Annotated in this window: 19 protein-coding genes; 14 read left to right on the top strand and 5 right to left on the bottom strand. The window is 67.1% G+C overall.

The genetic code is table 11. The annotated features are described in order from the left end of the window. Position 1 precedes the first annotated feature (1 nt). Both tsf and ACAG21_RS22370 read left to right on the top strand, forming a co-directional pair. Positions 2–817 carry a translation elongation factor Ts gene (gene tsf / locus ACAG21_RS22375; protein ID WP_370498464.1) on the top strand — a complete coding sequence of 272 codons (816 nt, stop codon included), beginning with the start codon at positions 2–4 and terminating at the stop codon, positions 815–817. A gap of 31 nt (positions 818–848) precedes the next feature. After that, a complete protein-coding gene (locus tag ACAG21_RS22370; protein ID WP_370498463.1) occupies positions 849–2,267 on the top strand; it encodes an amidase in 1,419 nt (472 codons plus the stop codon). Here ACAG21_RS22370 and ACAG21_RS22365 read toward each other — a convergent pair whose 3' ends face one another. Next, entirely contained in the window at positions 2,268–2,687 is a 420-nt protein-coding gene (locus tag ACAG21_RS22365; RefSeq protein WP_370498462.1) for a MarR family winged helix-turn-helix transcriptional regulator, read from the bottom strand. It lies immediately after the preceding gene. Between the two features lie 200 nt (positions 2,688–2,887). On the opposite strand from ACAG21_RS22365, the gene ACAG21_RS22360 reads away from it, so the two are divergent. The 3 genes from ACAG21_RS22360 (at position 2,888) to ACAG21_RS22350 (ending at position 5,306) form a co-directional block, all read left to right on the top strand. Then, entirely contained in the window at positions 2,888–3,361 is a 474-nt protein-coding gene (locus ACAG21_RS22360) for an MPT63 family protein (RefSeq protein WP_370498461.1), read from the top strand. Between the two features lie 298 nt (positions 3,362–3,659). Beyond that, complete coding sequence (locus ACAG21_RS22355) at positions 3,660–4,232, top strand: MPT63 family protein (protein ID WP_370498460.1); 573 nt, start codon at positions 3,660–3,662, stop codon at positions 4,230–4,232. A 138-nt stretch (positions 4,233–4,370) separates the two neighbouring features. Beyond that, complete coding sequence (locus ACAG21_RS22350; protein ID WP_370498459.1) at positions 4,371–5,306, top strand: lysophospholipid acyltransferase family protein; 936 nt, start codon at positions 4,371–4,373, stop codon at positions 5,304–5,306. A 30-nt stretch (positions 5,307–5,336) separates the two neighbouring features. On the opposite strand, the gene ACAG21_RS22345 is transcribed toward ACAG21_RS22350, so the two are convergent. Together ACAG21_RS22345 and ACAG21_RS22340 are read right to left on the bottom strand one after the other, a co-directional pair. Continuing rightward, on the bottom strand, positions 5,337–6,062 hold the full coding sequence (locus tag ACAG21_RS22345; protein WP_370498458.1) for a winged helix-turn-helix domain-containing protein: 726 nt from the start codon (positions 6,060–6,062) through the stop codon (positions 5,337–5,339). A gap of 246 nt (positions 6,063–6,308) precedes the next feature. Next, entirely contained in the window at positions 6,309–6,548 is a 240-nt protein-coding gene (locus tag ACAG21_RS22340; RefSeq protein ID WP_342930008.1) for a CsbD family protein, read from the bottom strand. A gap of 374 nt (positions 6,549–6,922) precedes the next feature. Here ACAG21_RS22340 and pyrH point away from each other — a divergent pair, with 374 nt between their 5' ends. The 6 genes from pyrH to ACAG21_RS22310 all read left to right on the top strand — a co-directional run bounded on the left by pyrH (position 6,923) and on the right by ACAG21_RS22310 (position 11,910). After that, positions 6,923–7,708: a UMP kinase gene (pyrH, locus tag ACAG21_RS22335; protein WP_370498457.1), complete on the top strand. Its 786-nt coding sequence runs from the start codon at positions 6,923–6,925 to the stop codon at positions 7,706–7,708. A gap of 90 nt (positions 7,709–7,798) precedes the next feature. Then, a complete protein-coding gene (gene frr, locus ACAG21_RS22330) occupies positions 7,799–8,356 on the top strand; it encodes a ribosome recycling factor (protein ID WP_370498456.1) in 558 nt (185 codons plus the stop codon). A 22-nt stretch (positions 8,357–8,378) separates the two neighbouring features. Beyond that, entirely contained in the window at positions 8,379–9,302 is a 924-nt protein-coding gene (locus tag ACAG21_RS22325; RefSeq protein ID WP_370498455.1) for a phosphatidate cytidylyltransferase, read from the top strand. Positions 9,303–9,327: 25 nt separating this feature from the next. Next, positions 9,328–10,422, top strand: a complete 1,095-nt coding sequence (gene rlmN / locus ACAG21_RS22320; RefSeq protein ID WP_370498454.1) for a 23S rRNA (adenine(2503)-C(2))-methyltransferase RlmN — start codon at positions 9,328–9,330, stop codon at positions 10,420–10,422. Positions 10,423–10,489: 67 nt separating this feature from the next. Further along, a complete protein-coding gene (locus ACAG21_RS22315; protein ID WP_370498453.1) occupies positions 10,490–11,002 on the top strand; it encodes a protein disulfide oxidoreductase in 513 nt (170 codons plus the stop codon). Further along, positions 10,999–11,910 carry a cytochrome c biogenesis CcdA family protein gene (locus ACAG21_RS22310; protein ID WP_370498452.1) on the top strand — a complete coding sequence of 304 codons (912 nt, stop codon included), beginning with the start codon at positions 10,999–11,001 and terminating at the stop codon, positions 11,908–11,910. Before ACAG21_RS22315 ends, ACAG21_RS22310 begins: the two co-directional genes overlap by 4 nt. Here ACAG21_RS22310 and ACAG21_RS22305 read toward each other — a convergent pair. Further along, entirely contained in the window at positions 11,861–12,115 is a 255-nt protein-coding gene (locus ACAG21_RS22305; RefSeq protein WP_370498451.1) for a DUF2631 domain-containing protein, read from the bottom strand. The two genes, ACAG21_RS22310 and ACAG21_RS22305, sit on opposite strands and share 50 nt — an antisense overlap. Positions 12,116–12,248: 133 nt before the next feature. Beyond that, a complete protein-coding gene (locus tag ACAG21_RS22300; RefSeq protein ID WP_370498450.1) occupies positions 12,249–12,830 on the bottom strand; it encodes a fasciclin domain-containing protein in 582 nt (193 codons plus the stop codon). A gap of 336 nt (positions 12,831–13,166) precedes the next feature. Between ACAG21_RS22300 and dxr the strand changes: the two genes are divergently transcribed. From dxr to ispG, 3 genes are read left to right on the top strand one after another with little or no spacing between them, the layout of a single operon-like run. Continuing rightward, positions 13,167–14,378 (top strand): 1-deoxy-D-xylulose-5-phosphate reductoisomerase, encoded by a 1,212-nt coding sequence (gene dxr / locus ACAG21_RS22295; RefSeq protein ID WP_370498449.1) that lies wholly within the window; start codon positions 13,167–13,169, stop codon positions 14,376–14,378. 6 nt (positions 14,379–14,384) lie between these two features. Next, the gene (locus ACAG21_RS22290; RefSeq protein WP_370498448.1) at positions 14,385–15,599 is read left to right on the top strand and encodes an RIP metalloprotease; all 1,215 of its coding nucleotides are present in this window, start codon (positions 14,385–14,387) and stop codon (positions 15,597–15,599) included. Then, positions 15,596–16,759, top strand: a complete 1,164-nt coding sequence (ispG, locus tag ACAG21_RS22285) for a flavodoxin-dependent (E)-4-hydroxy-3-methylbut-2-enyl-diphosphate synthase (RefSeq protein ID WP_370498447.1) — start codon at positions 15,596–15,598, stop codon at positions 16,757–16,759. Before ACAG21_RS22290 ends, ispG begins: the two co-directional genes overlap by 4 nt. Positions 16,760–16,776: the final 17 nt, after the last annotated feature.

The raw sequence follows: 16,776 nt of genomic DNA, 5'->3' as shown, positions 1-16,776 counted from the left end.
TATGGCGAACTTCACCGCTGCCGACGTCAAGCGTCTTCGTGAGCTCACCGGTGCCGGCATGCTCGATTGCAAGAACGCACTGGCCGAAAGCGACGGCGACTTCGACAAGGCCGTCGAGGCGCTGCGGATCAAGGGCGCCAAGGACGTCGGCAAGCGCGCCGAACGTGCCACGGCCGAAGGTCTGGTCGCGGCCAAGGACGGCGCGCTGATCGAGCTGAACAGCGAGACCGACTTCGTCGCCAAGAACGCCGAGTTCCAGCAGCTGGCCGACGAAATCGTCGCCGCCGCAGCCCAATCCAAGGCCACCGACGTCGACGCGCTCAAGGCCGCTTCGGCGGGGGACAAGACGGTCGAGCAGGCTGTCGCCGACCTGTCCGCCAAGATCGGCGAGAAGCTGGAGCTGCGCCGGGCCGCCTTCTTCGACGGCACCGTCGAGACCTACCTGCACAAGCGTGCCGCGGACCTGCCGCCGGCCGTTGGCGTGCTGGTCGAGTACACCGGCGACGGCGCCGAGGCAGCGCACGCCGTCGCGCTGCAGATCGCCGCGCTCAAGGCGCGCTACCTCACTCGCGAGGACGTGCCCGAGGACGTGGTGGCCAGCGAACGGCGCATCGCCGAGGAGACCGCGAAAGAAGAGGGCAAGCCGGAGCAGGCGCTGCCCAAGATCGTCGAGGGTCGGCTGAACGGCTTCTTCAAGGACGTGGTGCTGCTCGAGCAGCCGTCGGTGTCCGACAACAAGAAGACCGTCAAGGCGCTGCTCGACGAGGCCGGCGTCACGCTGACGCGGTTCGTTCGCTTCGAGGTAGGCCAGGCCTAGCCGACAAACCCGAGCGGCTAGCGTCAGTGCTATGCGACGCGTGCACGCTTTCGGTGACGACGCCCTCGGCGATCTCGACGCGACCGGCCTGGCCGAGGCTCTCCGGGCCGGATGGGTCGGCAGAACCGAGGTGGTCGAGGCGGCGATCGCTCGCACCGAGGCCGTCAACCCCGCGCTGAATGGCTTGGCTTACAAGGCATTCGAGCAGGCACGGGCGACGGCGTCGGCCAAACCCGCAAGCGGTTCTGCCCGGTTTTTCGAAGGTGTCCCGACGTTCCTCAAGGACAACGTCGACGTCGCGGGGCAGCCGACGATGCGCGGTGCCGACGCGTGGGCGCCGCGCAATGCCGTCGCCGACGGCGAGTTCACCGCGGTGTATCTGGCCACCGGGCCGACGTCGCTGGGCAAAACGCAGATGTCGGAGTTCGGGTTCAGCGCGGCCGCCGAGCATCCCCGCCTCGGGCCGGTGCGCAACCCATGGGACACCGACTACACGGCCGGGGCCTCCTCGTCGGGCTCGGGTGCGTTCGTCGCCGCCGGGGTGGTGCCGATCGCACACGCCAACGACGGTGGCGGGTCGATCCGAATTCCCGCCGCCTGCAACGGGATTGTCGGACTCAAGCCGTCACGCGGCCGGCTGCCGCTGGACGCCGAATTGCGCCGAATGCCGGTGGGCATCGTCGCCAACGGCGTGCTGAGCCGCTCCGTGCGCGACACCGCGGCGTTCTACCGGGAAGCCGAACGCATCTGGCGCAACGCCAAGCTGGCGCCCATCGGAGACGTCGCCGGGCCCGGGCGGCAGCGGTTGCGGATCGCGGTGGCTACCGGCTCGGTTCGGCGCGAGTGCGGCCCGGAACTGCGGGAGCTGACCCTCAAGACCGCCGGTGTGCTCGAAGAGCTGGGACACCGTGTCGAACACATCGACCATCATCCGGTGCCGGACAGCTTCGTCGACGACTTCATCTTGTACTGGGGATTTCTCGCGCTGATGCAGGTGCGCACCGGACGGCGCGTGTTCGGCAACACCTTTGACCGCACCCGGCTGGACGCCTTGACGCTTGGCCTGGAGCGCCACACCGGCCGCAACCTGCACCGGTTGCCGGCCGTGATCATGCGGCTGCGCAGAATGCGGCGGCGCAGCGCCGAGTTCTACCAAACCTATGACGCACTGCTCACTCCGACGCTCGCCGACCCGACGCCACGAGTGGGTCACCTGGCGCCCACCGAGTACCAGCAGGTGATGGACCGACTGATCGACTGGGTGGCGTTCACGCCGCTGCAGAACGTCACCGGAGATCCGGCGATTTCGTTGCCGCTGGCCCAATCCGCGGACGGGATGCCCGTCGGCATGATGTTCGCCGCCGACCTGGGGCAGGATGCGCTGCTGCTGGAACTGGCTTACGAACTCGAACAGGCGCGGCCCTGGGCGCGGATCCAGGCGGCCGGATAGCTAGTCGGAGCCGAGTTTTTCCAGCATCCGCTTGAACTCGCGCTGCTGTGTCGCGGTGAGCTTGGCCAGGATGCGGTCATCGGCGTTGCGGACCGCGGCTTCCGCGCGTTTCAGCAGCGTGCGCCCCTGACTGGTCAGGGTGGCCGGCAGCGCGCGCCCGGAGGACACCGATGCCGGCCGTTCCACCGCGCCAATCTCTTCCAGCCTGCGCAGCACCGTGTTCATCGCCTGCGGCGTGACGTTGGTGCTGCGGGACAGCTCGGCGCTGGACAACCCCGGCGACATGGAAATTATTCTCAGACAAACGAATTCGGGAAGTGTGAGGCCGAGCGGACTCAACACGGCCGAAACTTCGGGCCGCAGCACGGCTCCCACCCGGTAGAGCAGATAGCCCAGCGGAGCATCTTCGGTCGCACCCATGTCAGCGATACTGACATATCCCAACGGCGGGTCGGCGTAAGCACGGCCAAAGGACGGGTGATTGCGCCGCGGCGAATGCGAAGTAACAGGCGCTTGAACATCGCTCCAATTCCGGCGCTCACGCCGCGCCGCGCCGTTTGGCCCACGGACGCCGACGGGTATCGCGACTACAGGCAAGACGCGAGAGCTAGGAGGTAACAATGGCATTGCGCACGACGACACTGAAAGCGGCTCTGTGCGCCGCGGGGATTGCCGGGGCGAGCATCTTCACGGCCGGCACCGCGGGGGCCAACGTACAGAACTTCGGAGCTACCGAACAGGCCGTCGATGGTCCACTGGTCACCGACTACACGGTGACCAATCTGCGGCCGACCGACGTGGTGATACCGGGATTCCAGCCCGCCGGGAAGCTCTATCAGGCCGATGTGACGGCGAAGTCGGACGCCGGAACGGTCCAACCGCAGATCTCTCGGTTCATGGCCAGGGCGTTCAACGGCACGGTGTACCCGGTCGTCAATAAAGGGCCCGTGCCCAACGGCCTGGATCCCAGTCCGATCGATCAGGGCCGTCAGACGTCGGGCGAACTGTACTTCGACGTGACCGGCCAGCCGCCTATCGGTGTGGTGTACACCGATAAGGACGACGATTTCCTCGTCTGGACGCGCCACGTCTAGCGTGCCCGAACTGCGAATTCGCGACGAAGTTCCCCGCGCATTTTACGCGCGGGGAACTTTCGTTTGTGCGTGAGAACTCGACTGTGGCATTTGAGGCTGAACTTATGCTTTGAGGTTTATGCGCATTCTGTGGCCAATTGATTTGCGCCGATGCTCCACGGCGTTTCTGCATCTCATCGACCTGATGTTTGGGTCTGGCAGGTATTGGATATGCGGCAAGGGTGCGGTGCTAACCCGTGCCGGGGGGAAATCATCGCGAGGAAACAATGGTAACGATTGGACTGAGAGGTATTTAGCAATGAAGTTCACTTCAAACGCTATGAAATCGGTGATCGGAGCCGCCGGTATTGCTGCTGTCAGCGCTTTCACCGCGGCCACCGCGTCGGCGGCGCCGCCCAACATCCAGGGCTTCGGCACCAGCCAGCAGCTCATCGCGGGGCCGCTGATCACCAACTACACGGTGAGCAACCTGCAGCCGAGCAACGTGGTGATCCCGGGCTACACGCCGAAGGGCACGCTCTACCAGGCGGACGTCACGGCCCGGTCGGACGGTGGCCTGGTCACCCCGATGGTCAACGACTTCATCGCCCGTGGGCCCAACGGTCAGAACTACCGGGTGATCGACAAGGTCGGCGCCCCGGGCAGCCTGAACCCGGCACCGATTCCGCAGGGGAGCGAGTCGACCGGCACGCTGTACTTCGACGTGACCGGCGCACCGCCGAACGGTGTCGTCTACAACGAGGGCACCCAGGACATCCTGATCTGGACGTCGAACATGCAGGGTGGCTCGGAGCCGGGTGCGGCGCCGAACACCACCCCGGCGCCCGGTCAGCCGCCGGCCCCGGCGCCGAACGTGCGCGCGAACACCTAAGCCTGGCCTAGCCGCGTGACGGACTCCCCGCGCCACCAACCGGTGGCGCGGGGAGTTCTGCGCTTGCAGTGATTAGCCGAATTTTTTCGGCCGGCAATTCGCCGAATTGCCTGCGGCCCAATGGGGTACACCCCAAAAATGGGTTACGCAGATCACAGGCCGGCCGCGGTGCGCGAACAAGCTCAGGAGCATGCCGAACAGGCCCGCGAAATGATGGAGGAAAAGCGCGACGCGCAGCGCGGGGGACTCAGTGGCTGGGTGGCGCAACGAGCCGCCCGGTGGGATCTGCGCGGCCAGGACGAAGCCACCCTGCAACGCCAGAAGTTCGTCTGGAATCTGTTGGTCGACTACTGGTTTCGCATGGAGATCGACGGCTGGGAAAACGTGCCCGAGCCCCCGGCGCTGCTGGTCGGGATTCACTCCGGCGCCCCGTTCGTCTGGGACGCGTGGACGGTCGGTCTGCAATGGTGGCGCCGCTTCGGCCCGGACCGAACGCTGCACGGTACCGCTCACGACGCGTTGATGGCAATCCCGCTATTCGGCCGTTACTTCCGGTCGATGGGCGTGCTCCCGGCCGCCCCCGACGCCATCGCCACCGCGCTGGCCGAGGGACGAGACGTCGCGTTGTGGCCTGGCGGAGAAGTGGATTCGTTGCGTCCCTGGGCCGAACGCGACCGCGCCAATCTCGCGGGGCGCAAAGGCTTCGTCAAGATGGCGATTCGCGCCGGGGTGCCGATAGTGCCGATCGCCACGGTCGGCGGCGCGGACGCGATGCCGGTGCTGATCCGCGGTGATCGCCTCTCCAAGACGTTGCGACTGGATCGACTGTTGCGGCTCAAGGTCTTTCCGGTGGCGGTCTCGCTGCCGTGGGGTATCGCGCCGGCCGCCCTTCCGCAGTTGCCGTTACCCGCCAAGATCAGGACACGGTTCATGCCGGCGGTGGAGCTGGATCACGATCCCGCGCGCGCCGAGGACGACGATTACGTCGACGCGAAGTACCGGGAGGTCCAAGATCGCATCCAGCAGGGTATGGACGCGCTCGCACGCAGGCGTGCGCTACCGCTGTTCGCGTGAGGTTCGAAAGTGATTCGACGCCAACGCGGCTCAGTGGTGGCCGCGACCGTTGAGGTCCGGGCTCGCAGCGGCGCCGTTGACGACCCACTGCGGATGCGGGGGCGTCACCGCCATATAACCCACGCCGCGCACGGTGTCGACCATCGATTCGTGTTCGGGCCCGAGCTTCGCGCGTAGCCGTCGGACGTGAACGTCGACGGTGCGGACGCGTCCATTGGCGTCATAGCCCCACACCTCGTGCATCAGCCGGGTGCGGCTGAACGCCCGACCGGCATGTTGCACAAGGAAATTCAGCAATTTGAACTCGGTAACCGTCAGGTTGAGATCCTTGCCGCACAGGGATCCGGCGAAACTCGCCGGGTGCAGGATGAGGTCACCAAACTTCAAGCAGCCGTCCACCGCGCTGCGGCGGCGCTTGATCGCCAGGCGCAATCGCGCCTCGAGCTCGTCGGCGCCGGTGGCAGGCAACATCACATCGTCGATGCGCCAGTCCACGTCCACCGACGCGAAGTGGGCGGGGGCGACGACCGCCACCACCGCGAGGGCCGGCGTATGGGCCGTCAAGCCGCGGCAGGTGCTGCGGGCCGCCGCCAAGTCGGTGCGTGCGTCGATGATCGCCACGTCAGCACTGTCATGATGTCCGTCGAGCTGGTCGGAGAGCGGCGCGCGCCGAATCGTTTGGGTCAACGATTCGAGAGTGGGTAATGCCGACGCGAAATCGTCGGCATTGGAAAGCAGTAGCACGTCCACAGACATCTCCAAACCTCATCAGGGTCTGTCGTCGCCCCCGAGCGCTTCGGCACCTCACAGAGATGTCCACCAGCGCAGCGCTGAGTACCCCATTCAGGAGTTAACTATGCCTGCTTTGTTGCTCGCTGTTCGGGCGATTGCCCGTTGAAGTGGGGGATTACCCGAGAGGGTTCACCTGGATGGGCTCACAACACCCCAGAAAGTCGACGGGCCCGGCCCGTCAATACGGGCCGGACCCATCCTCGAAACAAGCTATTGATTGGCCTTCTGGCGCTCCTCGGCCACCTTCGCGGCGCCGCGTGCGGCCTCCGCTTCGGCTTCCTTCTTTGCCGCGTCGCGCTGGGCCTCGGCCTTGTCCTGCTGGGCCTGGCCCTCGCGGGTCAGGTCGTCGCGACCGGCCAACGCGCCGGCGGCTTCCTTGACCTTGCCCTTGACGTCTTCGACGACGCCCTTGACAGCTTCCGCGGGTCCAGAGTTTTCGTTGTCCGCCATGAATCAATTCCTCCTCATAGGCGTACGAGTGGTGAGCGACTAGCGCTCGTGCGATCGGCTGGCGATCGCTTCCGGCATACGGCGTGATTCGGCCCTGCTTCTCAAGACCGCAGATTTCCCCACCGCGTGGTGCGGATTCCCAGCCTGTCGCGAGCTCAAACATCTGGCACCGGAAGCAAAGTCGTGACGCCGCGACATCCGGGCGTGAGCTGCGCCGACGGCTCGCGTCGGCGGTGTGGCTCGCCGCCCGCGCAAATAATCCACCCCGCTGGCGCCAGATTGTGCTGCGATGGGGCAGGATATGAACTGCCGTTCCGGGTGGGGAAGCCACCGTGCTGCCAAGCTCGGGATGGCACTGTCATGCGAGGAGTCTGATGACGCAGCCCGAGCCCACCAGCGCTAACGGCGTGCCGACATCTTCACCCGGCCACGGACAACCCTCAAGCCAGCCACGCGCCAAGTATTCGCGGGTGTTGCTCAAGCTTGGCGGCGAGATGTTCGGCGGCGGTCAGGTCGGTCTGGATCCCGACGTGGTGGCGCAGGTCGCCCGCCAGATCGCCGAGGTGGTCCGCGACGGCGTACAGGTGGCCGTCGTGATCGGCGGCGGCAACTTCTTCCGGGGTGCACAGCTGCAGCAGCGCGGTATGGAGCGCACTCGCTCGGACTACATGGGCATGCTCGGCACCGTGATGAACAGCCTTGCGCTGCAGGACTTCTTGCAGAAGGAAGGCATAGACACCCGGGTCCAGACCGCGATCACGATGGGCCAGGTCGCCGAGCCCTACATTCCCCTGCGGGCCGTCCGTCATCTGGAGAAGGGCCGCGTGGTCATCTTCGGCGCCGGCATGGGGCTGCCGTACTTCTCCACCGACACCACGGCCGCGCAACGCGCGCTGGAAATCGGCGCCGATGTGGTCTTGATGGCCAAGGCCGTCGACGGCGTGTTCACCGAAGATCCGCGGGTGAATCCCGACGCCGAGTTGCTCACCGCCATCAGCCACCGGGAAGTCATCGATCGGGGGCTGCGGGTGGCCGATGCCACCGCGTTCAGCCTGTGTATGGACAATGGCATGCCAATCCTGGTGTTCAACCTGCTGACTAACGGCAATATCGCTCGGGCGGTCGCTGGTGAGAAGATCGGAACGCTGGTCACCACTTGAGGGGAAGACGCAGATGGTCCGCGACTGTGACGATGCAGAACGCAGCGATGTGGGGGTACCACCCGCTTGCGGGGGAGAGGAGTGGCGCAGATGATCGATGAGGCTCTCTTCGACGCTGAAGAGAAAATGGAAAAGGCCGTAGCCGTGGCCCGTGACGACTTGTCCACCATCCGGACCGGCCGCGCCAATCCGGGCATGTTCTCCCGGATCGTCATCGACTACTACGGCACGACCACTCCGATCACCCAGCTGGCCAGCATCAACGTCCCGGAGGCGCGGCTTGTCGTCATCAAGCCGTACGAGGCCAGCCAGCTGCACGCGATCGAGACGGCGATTCGCAACTCCGACCTCGGGGTGAACCCCAGCAACGACGGCACCCTGATCCGGGTGGCGGTACCGCAGCTGACCGAGGAACGCCGCCGCGAGCTGGTGAAGCAGGCCAAGGGCAAAGGCGAAGACGCGAAGGTCTCGGTGCGCAACATCCGCCGTAAGTCGATGGAAGAACTGCACCGGATTCGCAAGGACGGCGAGGCCGGCGAGGATGAGGTCGGCCGCGCCGAAAAGGACCTGGACAAGACCACCCAGCAGTACGTCAACCAGATCGACGAGCTGGTCAAGCACAAAGAAGGCGAGCTGCTGGAGGTCTAGGGGCCGCTCAGCAACCGAGTCAGTGGCAACCTCCGACGCCGGCACCGGCACCCCGCCCCACGAGCCGGCGCGGGGCGTGAAAGGCACCCTGCAGAAGCCCGCCAAGAAGACGTCGAGGGCGGGCCGCGACCTGCCCGCGGCGATCGCGGTCGGTGCGGCGATCGGCGGGCTGCTCGTCGCGACGCTGGTTTTCGCTCCGCGCTTTTGGGTGCTCATCGTCGCGATCGCGATTCTCGTTGCCACCCACGAGGTAGTGCGCCGGCTGCGCGAAGCCGGCTACGTCATCGCGGTCATCCCGTTGCTGATCGGCGGACAGGTCACCGTCTGGCTCACCTGGCCGTACCACGCCGCCGGCGCGCTGGCCGGCTTCGCCGCCACCGTGGTGGTCTGCAATGTCTGGCGATTGTTCATGCCGGATCCCAGCCGCAGCCCGTCACCGGCCGGCTCGTCGTCGCACTACCTGCGCGACGCGTCGGCCACCGTCTTCCTGGCCGCCTGGGTCCCGCTGTTCGCCTCCTTCGGCGTCCTGCTCGTCTATCCCCCCGACGGTGCGGGCCGGGTGTTCTGCCTGATGGTTACCGTCGTTGCTTCCGATACCGGTGGATATGCCATCGGGGCGCTCTTCGGCAAGCATCCGCTGGTCCCGACGATCAGCCCGAAGAAGTCCTGGGAGGGATTCACCGGCTCCCTGGTCTTCGGGATTTCCGCGGCGATCCTGACCGCGACCCTCCTGGCCGGCAAACCAGCCTGGATCGGCGCGCTGCTGGGTCTGGTCCTGGTGCTCACCTGCACGCTCGGTGACCTGGTGGAATCGCAGGTCAAGCGCGACCTGGGCATCAAGGACATGGGCCGGCTGCTGCCCGGCCACGGCGGGTTGATGGACCGGCTCGACGGAGTGCTGCCGTCGGCCGTCGCGGCCTGGATCGTGCTCACCTTGGTTCCCTAGGCCGCTAGCCGATACTGGACAGAGCATGGCCCAACAATTGGTGTTCGAAGAGCCGCGGGCGGGGAAGCCGCCGCGGCATCTCGCCGACCTCGACGCGGGTGGCCGGGCGTCGGCCGTCGAGGAGCTCGGCTTGCCGGCGTTTCGGGCCAAGCAGCTCGCGCATCAGTACTACGGCCGGTTGATCGCCGATCCGCGGCAGATGACCGACCTTCCGGCGGCCGTGCGCGACGTGATTGCCGAGACGATGTTTCCGAACCTGCTCAGCGTTGCCCGGGAAATCACCTGCGACGCGGGCCAGACGCGAAAGACGTTGTGGCGCGCTGTCGATGGCACCACCTTCGAGTCGGTGCTGATGCGCTACCCGCAGCGCAACACCGTGTGCATCTCGTCGCAGGCGGGTTGCGGCATGGCGTGTCCGTTCTGCGCGACCGGCCAGGGCGGATTGACGCGCAACCTGTCGACCGCCGAGATCACTGAACAGGTGCGCGCCGCCGCCGTGGCGTTGCGCGACGAGTTCGGTGACCGGCTGTCGAACGTGGTGTTCATGGGGATGGGGGAGCCGCTGGCCAACTACGCGCGGGCGGTGGCCGCGGTGCGGCGCATCACCGAGGCGCCGCCGCACGGCTTCGGCATCTCGGCCCGCTCGGTGACGGTCTCGACGGTCGGCCTGGCTCCGGCCATCCGCAGGCTGGCCGACGAACGGCTGGGCGTGACACTGGCGCTGTCGCTGCACGCGCCGGACGACGAGCTGCGCGACACGCTGGTGCCGGTCAACAACCGGTGGAAGATCAGCGAGGCGCTCGACGCCGCGCGATACTACGGCGACGTGACGGGCCGGCGGGTGTCGATCGAGTATGCGCTGATTCGCGACATCAACGACCAGCCCTGGCGCGCCGACCTGCTGGGCAAGCGGCTGCACGGCGCGCTGGGGCCGCTGGCACACGTGAACCTGATCCCGCTCAACCCGACCCCGGGCAGCGATTGGGACGCCAGCCCCAAGGACGTGGAGCGCGAGTTCGTCCGGCGGGTCCGGGCGAAAGGCGTGTCCTGCACGGTCCGCGACACCCGCGGCCGCGAAATCAGTGCGGCATGCGGACAACTTGCCTTCGAACAGGGTTAGTGGCGCGCTGAACCGGGCACGACCCTAGTCCGTGTTGTGAAGTAGCAGTCCAGCAAAGGGGGTTGGCATGACGATTCGCTTTTTCTCGCGCTACAAGATGTTTGCCGCGGCCGTCGCGACGGGCCTTGTCGCGGCGGTCCTGCTATCGGCCGGCGCACCGCGGGCGCAGGCTGCCGACGACCGGCTGCAGTTCACCGGAACGACGCTGAGCGGGGCGCCGTTCAACGGCGCCAGCCTGCAGGGGAAACCGGCGGTGCTGTGGTTCTGGGCGCCGTTCTGCCCGTTCTGCAACGCCGAAGCTCCCGGAGTGGCCCAGGTCGCGGCCGCCAATCCCGGTGTCACCTTCGTCGGCATCGCGGGGCACTCCGACCCCGGCGCGGATCAGGCCTTCGTCTCCAAATACGGCCTGAACTTCACCAACCTCAACGACGCCGACAGCTCCATCTGGGCCCGCTACAACGTGCCCTGGCAGCCGGCGTACGTGTTCTACCGGGCGGACGGCAGCTCGACGTTCGTCAACAACCCGACCTCGGCGATGCCCCAGCAGGAACTGGCCAACCGGGTGGCCGCGCTGAAGTGAACCAGGGCCTCGTCGGTCTGGCATTCGCCGCCGGGTTGGTGGCCGCGGTGAACCCGTGCGGGTTCGCGATGCTGCCCGCCTACCTGCTGCTGGTGGTGCGCGGTCAGCGCGAGGGTCAACGCCCAAGTCCGGTGGGCGGAGTGGGACGTGCGCTGGCCGCCACCGCCGGCATGGCGCTCGGCTTCCTGACGGTGTTCGGGTTGTTCGGCGCGCTGACCATCTCGGCTGCCACCACGGTGCAGCGCTACCTGCCCTACGCGACGGTCGTGATCGGCATTGTGCTTGTCGCCCTTGGCATTTGGCTGCTCTCGGGCCGGGAGCTGACCGCGCTGACGCCCCGCGCGCTGGGGCCGCGGTGGGCTCCGACGCGACTGGCGGGCATGTACGGCTACGGCATCAGTTACGCGATCGCCTCGCTGTCTTGCACGATCGGGCCGTTTCTGGCGGTCACCGCCGCGGGCCTGCGCAGCGGGTCGGTCGTCACGGGCGTGTCGATCTATCTGGCCTACGTCGCCGGCCTGACGCTGGTCGTCGGCGTGCTCGCCGTTGCCGCCGCGACCGCGAGCTCGGCGCTGGCCGATCGGCTGCGGCGCATCCTGCCGTTCGTCAACCGGATCGGCGGCGCGCTGCTGGTGCTGGTCGGGCTGTACGTCGGCTACTACGGTCTCTACGAGTCGCGGCTGTTGAACGCCGCGGCCGATCCCCGGGATGCGGTGATTCTCGGCGCCGGCCGGTTACAGGGCGTGCTGGCCGGCTGGGTACACCAGCACGGCGTGTGGCCGTGGCTGCTGGCGTTGGTGGCGCTGGTGGGCGCCGCGCTGGCGAGCGCCTGGCACCGGCGAGCGCGGCACGCAGCGGCTAGCGGATCCAGCCCCGCCGGCGGCCCCACATGTCGCGGATCAGGATGAACAGAGCCAGCAGCGCGAAACCGACCAGGAAGTTGTCCTCGACGTGGCCGACGTGGTTACCGCGCAGCATCGCCAGCAAGAAGATAACGCCGAAGATGCCGACGCCGTGCCAGGTGCGGATGTTGATCTTGCTCCATCCCCACGCGGCGGATGGCACCTCGGCCGGGTCGACGCCGTTGTAGTGCTCCACCTCGGTACTGGCCACGGCGATTCCCTTCGGATCGGATCGTCTTCTGATCACAGATTCTGGCATACCCGCCGCGCCGCAGCCTTTCTAAGGCGCGGGGTGGTGGCCCACCGACCGCAGCCGGCGGGCCACCACCCCGATTGCTACTCCCTTACGACGGCGGCATCAGCACGGTGTCGATCAGATACACCGTCGCGTTCGCGGTCGGCACCCCGCCGCAGACCACGCTCGCATTGTTGACTTTGAGGTCGTTTCCCTGGCCGGTCACCGTCACACTGGCGCCCTGCAGTGTGACGTGGCTGCCGCCGACTTTCGCCGGACTCAGCTGACCCTGTACCACGTGGTAGGTCAGGATGCTCTTCAGCAGCGCCGCGTTCGTCTTCAGCTGGCCGATGGTGGACTCCGGCAGCTTGCTGAACGCGGCGTCCGTCGGCGCGAACACCGTGTACTGGCCGTTGTTCAGGGTGTCCACCAGATTCACCTGCGGATTGAGCTGGCCCGAAAGCGCCGAAGTCAGGGTGGTCAGCATCGGGTTGTTGGACGCCGCTACGGCGACGGGAGCCTGGGACATCCCTTCCACCGAGGCGGGTCCGCTGGGGTGGGCGGCCGCGTAATCCGTGCATCCCGGACCCACCAAATCAGCGGCGCCGGCGCTCGGAGACACCGCGACTCCGAGGCTGACGATTCCTGCGGCAGCGAAGCTGGCTGCCGCCATTTTCCTGTATGCATTCATGCGATTCGCTCCCTTCATAGGCCGGGAGCCTTCACCCCGTGTGGCTGAAGTCCCGGCATCAGTCATTCGGAGCCGATCAAGTGTTGGATTGATCGCGACCGCAAATCAGCCATGGGTAAACATGAGAATGGCTAGACAGCCCACCACCTCGGCTGCCTAGCCATCCCGTGCGCCTGAAGGTTACTGACTCGGCGGCATCAGCACCGTGCCGATCATGTACACGGTCGCGTTTGACGGATGGGTCTGACATCGGACGGCTATGACGCGGACTCGCCGTCGTGAGCGCACCCTCAAGCCGCCATGGCCCGCGACGGCCCCCGGCGGCACAATGAGTGAGTGAGTTCCCCGAGGACCGAAGCGCCGGCCGACGGCCCGATCCGCGTGCTCGTGCTGGGCAGCACCGGCTCCATCGGCACCCAGGCGCTGGCAGTCATCGCCGCCAACCCGGACCGCTTCGAGGTGGTCGGGCTGGCGGCGGGCGGGTCCAACCCAGACACCTTGGCCCGCCAGCGCGCCGAGACCGGTGTGACCAATATCGCCGTCGCCGACGAGCGGGCCGCCGCCACCCTGGGCGACGTCACGTTTCACGGCCCGGATGCGGTCACCCGGCTGGTCGAGGAAACCGAGGCCGACGTCGTGCTCAATGCCCTGGTCGGCGCGTTGGGCCTGCGGCCGACGCTGGCGGCGCTGCACTCGGGCGCCCGACTGGCGCTGGCCAACAAGGAATCGCTGATCGCCGGCGGACCACTGGTCGTGGCGGCGGCGCGACCCGGGCAGATCGTGCCGGTGGATTCCGAACACTCCGCGCTGGCCCAGTGTCTGCGCGGCGGCGCGCCCGACGAGGTCGCCAAGCTGGTGCTGACCGCCTCGGGCGGACCGTTTCGCGGCTGGGCCGCCGCGGACCTGGAAGCCGTCACCCCGGAGCAGGCCGGCGCCCATCCGACCTGGTCAATGGGCCCGATGAACACGCTGAACTCGGCGTCGCTGGTGAACAAGGGGCTGGAGCTCATCGAAACCCACCTGCTGTTCGGCGTCGCGTATGACCGCATCGAGGTCGTCGTGCACCCCCAGTCGATTGTTCATTCAATGGTCACGTTCACCGACGGCTCGACCATCGCCCAGGCCAGCCCACCGGACATGAAGCTGCCCATCTCGCTGGCGCTGGGCTGGCCGCGGCGGGTACCGGGCGCGGCCGCGCATTGTGACTTCACCACCGCGTCGACCTGGGAATTCGAGCCGCTGGACAGCGACGTTTTCCCGGCCGTCGAGCTGGCCCGGCAGGCCGGCGAGACCGGCGGCTGCATGACCGCGGTCTACAACGCCGCCAACGAGGAGGCCGCCGCGGCCTTCCTGGACGGCCGCATCAGCTTTCCGACCATCGTCAGAACAATCGCCGACGTGCTGAGCGCCGCCGACCAATGGGCCGTAACACCGGCTAACGTGGATGAGGTACTAGACGCGCAGCGCTGGGCGCGGGAGCGTGCGCAGCGCGCGGTCACAACTGCAAGCCCCGCCAAAGTCTCGGGAATGGTCTTAGAAAGGTCCTAGCGGCTGATGATGTTCGCACTCGGCATTGTGCTGTTCGCGCTGGCCATCCTGATCTCGGTGGCCCTGCACGAATGCGGCCACATGTGGGTCGCGCGCGCCACCGGCATGAAGGTGCGCCGCTATTTCGTCGGCTTCGGCCCCACGCTGTGGTCGACTCGGCGCGGCGAGACCGAGTACGGCGTCAAGGCCGTTCCGCTGGGCGGCTTCTGCGACATCGCCGGGATGACCCCGGTCGAGGACCTGGCGCCCGACGAGACCGACCGGGCGATGTACAAGCAGAAGACGTGGAAGCGGGTCGCGGTGCTGTTCGCCGGACCGGGCATGAACTTCATCATCTGCGTGGTCCTGATCTACGTGATCGCACTTATCTGGGGGCTGCCCAACCTGCACGCGCCCACCCAGGCGATCGTCGGCGAAACCGCTTGCATCGCGCCAGAAGTCGCGCCGGGCAAACTCGGCGAGTGCACCGGTCCCGGGCCGGCCGCACTGGCCGGCATCCGCCCCGGCGACGTGGTGGTCAAGGTCGGCGACACCAAGGTGTCCACCTTCGACGACATGGCCGCCGCGATCCGCAAGCTGCACGGCACCGTCCCGGTCGTCGTCGAACGTAATGGGACCCCGATCACCGCCTACGTCGACATCGCGCAAACGCAGCGATACGTGGGCAACGGAGGGGACGGCAAGCCCGCCCCCGCGACGGTCGGCGCCATGGGCGTCGGTGGCGTCAAACAGGCGCCCACGCACTACGGCGTGCTCGGCGCCATCCCGGCCACATTCGCCTTCACCGGCGACCTGACGGCCGAGGTGGGCAAGGCACTGGTCGCGATCCCCGGCAAGGTCGGCGCACTGGTGCACGCGATCGGCGGCGGGCAGCGCGACCCGCAGACGCCGATGAGCGTCGTCGGGGCCAGCATCATCGGCGGCGACACCGTCAACCACGGCCTGTGGGTGGCGTTCTGGTTCTTCCTGGCTCAGCTGAACCTGATCCTGGGCGCGATCAACCTGTTGCCGTTGCTGCCGTTCGACGGCGGCCACATCGCCGTCGCGGTGTTCGAGAAGATCCGCAACCTGGTCCGCTCCGCGCGCGGCATGGTTGCGGCCGCCCCGGTCAACTACCTCAAGCTGATGCCGGCGACCTATGTGGTCCTGGTGTTCGTGGTCGGTTACATGCTGCTGACCGTGACCGCCGATCTGGTCAACCCGATCAGGTTGTTCCAATGACCAGCCTGGGCATGCCGGAGGCGCCGGCACCCACGCTTGCGCCGCGGCGTAAAACGCGCCAATTGATGGTCCGCGACGTGGGGGTCGGCAGCGATTCCCCGATTTCGGTGCAGTCGATGTGCACCACCAAAACGCACGACGTCAACACGACGCTGCAGCAGATCGCCGAGCTGACCGCCGCGGGCTGCGACATCGTTCGGGTGGCCTGCCCGCGTCAGGAGGACGCCGACGCCCTGGCCGAGATCGCCCGGCACAGCCAGATCCCGGTGATCGCCGACATCCACTTCCAGCCGAAGTACATCTTCGCCGCCATCGACGCCGGATGTGCTGCGGTGCGGGTCAATCCGGGCAACATCAAGGAGTTCGACGGGCGGGTCGGTGAGGTCGCCAAGGCGGCCGCCGCGGCCGGAATCCCGATCCGTATCGGCGTCAACGCCGGCTCGCTGGACAAGCGATTCATGGAGAAGTACGGCAAGGCCACCCCGGAGGCGCTGGTCGAGTCGGCGCTGTGGGAGGCCTCGCTGTTCGAGGAGCACGGCTTCGGCGACATCAAGATCAGCGTCAAGCACAACGATCCCGTCGTGATGGTCGCCGCCTACGAGCAGCTGGCCGCGGCATGCGACTATCCGCTGCACCTCGGCGTGACCGAGGCCGGGCCGGCCTTCCAGGGCACGATCAAGTCGGCGGTGGCCTTCGGCGCGCTGCTGTCCCGCGGCATCGGCGACACCATCCGGGTGTCCCTGTCGGCGCCACCGGTCGAGGAGGTCAAGGTCGGCATTCAGATTCTCGAATCGCTGAACCTGCGCCCGCGCGGGCTGGAGATCGTTTCGTGCCCGTCGTGTGGCCGCGCGCAGGTCGACGTCTACACCCTGGCCAACGCGGTGTCCGCGGGCCTGGACGGGCTCGACGTGCCGCTGCGGGTCGCGGTGATGGGGTGCGTCGTCAACGGCCCGGGGGAGGCCCGCGAGGCCGATCTGGGTGTTGCCTCCGGAAATGGCAAGGGGCAGATCTTCGTTCGCGGTGAGGTGATCAAGACCGTTCCCGAAGCTCAGATCGTCGAGACGCTGATCGAAGAGGCGATGCGGTTGGCGTCGGACATGGCCGCTGATAACGGTCCTGGCACAACAGCCAGCGGGACGCCGGTTGTCACCGTAAGCTGATAAGACCAGTTCTCTCT

Source organism: Mycobacterium sp. pR1184 (assembly GCF_041287235.1).
GTDB lineage: Bacteria > Actinomycetota > Actinomycetes > Mycobacteriales > Mycobacteriaceae > Mycobacterium.
The sequence above is the reverse complement of the archived record's forward strand: the minus strand, read 5'-3'. Positions and strand labels throughout refer to the sequence as shown.